This is a genomic window from Metabacillus malikii, assembly GCF_030813355.1.
GTDB classification, from domain to species: Bacteria; Bacillota; Bacilli; order Bacillales; family Bacillaceae; genus Metabacillus; species Metabacillus malikii.
In genome coordinates this window covers 1-1,742 of record NZ_JAUSUD010000062.1, presented here as the reverse complement: position 1 = coordinate 1,742, position 1,742 = coordinate 1, and the positions used below count along the sequence as shown (strand labels likewise).

Below are 1,742 nucleotides of genomic sequence, written 5' to 3'. Positions count from 1 at the left end.
TGAATCAATTTCATAATTCATTATTTTAAAGAAACACAGAACCACAGAATATTAGCTACTTAAATTTTTTTTAGTTGATGCCTGTTGAATAGGTGTTGATTTCCACTACAGGCGGACGCTTTCCGCGGGCGGTCCGTGAGCCTCCTCATCGCTTCGCTCTTGCGGGGTCTCACCTGGCCACGCTTTTCCCGCAGGAGTCGCCGCCTTCCGCTCCAATCAACAGGTTTGGAAATTAAGAATGGCACTCACAGCCTATATTTTAGGCAGCTAGTTGTTGATTTAACATGGCATTTATTCGATCAGCAGCCAATTTTGAAGCATTGTAAACTAAGGTAACTAGGTCAAAGTGAACTTTAGCGCGTTTTCCAGTCCGATAACGTACATTGTTTAGTTGAAAATATAATTTAAGATAAGCATTTACACGTTCCACCGCAGTTCGCTGTTTAAAGATGGTTTTCCAAGCTTTTGACCCTCGTGCTGGTGCGGTATATTTTCTTAAATCCGTTGTGATTTTCACTTTATAGATCTTTTGACAAAGACCTTCATCGGCTAAGGGACAGTCTTTACATTCCTTTGGTCGTGTATATTTGAGTGTTTCGTATTTCGGATCGAAACTATCATAACGGTACGAGTGTTCTCGGAAACATGTGGGTGCGAAATGTTTATCAAAACCTTCTGGCTCAGGCTCATTACGCTTATTATAGGCAATTACTGATTGTAGACCCATTCGGTGAATCTGTGTATAAATCGCTTCGTAATCATATCCAGCATCCAAGGTGTTGTAACGTATAGTGGAAAGTGGGACTCGTTCTTGAATTCCTTTTAATAAAGGTATCGCTGCTTTTCCGTCATTCAAATTGCCAGAAGAAATCAGGGATTGAAGAATGTATTGGCTTTTTGTGCCAACAGCTAAATGCGCTTTATAGCCATACCAAAAAACGTTCTTTCCTTCACTATTTTTCTTCACTCCCCATTCTGGATTCTGGGGAATTTCAGCACGAAGTTGTTCTAATGGAACGTCTAATTGTTCTTCAATTTTCTTTTCAAAGAGAGGCAGGCTGGCTTCACGCTCAGTTTTTTCAATCAACCATTGTTCCCTTTCTTCCTTTGATTTGCGCCCACGTTTCTTAGGTTCTATTTTTGGTTTTTCTTCTTTTGGAGGTGCTTGATTTTTGGCCTCAAAGTGTGTCGCATCAATCGCTATTGTATCATCAGTAATAAAGCCTTCTGAGATAGCCTGATGAAGGATCATTTCTTTCACTTCTTCTAGCACGTTTGATTCGCTAATGATGGTCACCATTCTTGAGTAAGCTGCTTCTGAAGGTACTGTATCAGATACCAAAAATCCACAGTCTAGACGGAAAATCATATCATTTTTTAATCGCTTCACTAGATCTTTAATAAATGGAATTCGTTCAGTTAATCGGGCAACTAGCGAGTAAATCATAGCTGCATAATTCAGTTCGACAGGTCTACCAAAACGAGATTTCTTCGTTACCACTGCGAAGATTGGCTCAATGTCGATAGCTGAAAAAACAGCTTCAAATCGATGGGTAGGTTCTAAATTATATAATTCTTGTAGGTCAAATAGGCTTCCTTGTCGTATAATAGCCATAGGGAGTCTTCCTCCAGTCTTATTAGTTTGTGTGGTGCTTACTAAATTCGACATTTTGGGGAGGTACTCCTTTTTTTAGTGCTTGAAAGCCTTGAGCCCGTAGGGCTCAGATTTACGAAATTGATTC

The 1,742-nt window shown here is 40.0% G+C and carries 1 protein-coding gene; it reads right to left on the bottom strand.

Annotated elements, in window-relative coordinates; genetic code table 11:
• Positions 1-259 precede the first annotated feature (259 nt).
• Positions 260-1,615, bottom strand: coding sequence for an IS1182 family transposase (locus J2S19_RS23585; RefSeq protein ID WP_016205476.1), 1,356 nt, complete (start codon positions 1,613-1,615; stop codon positions 260-262).
• Between the last annotated feature and the right edge of the window lie 127 nt (positions 1,616-1,742).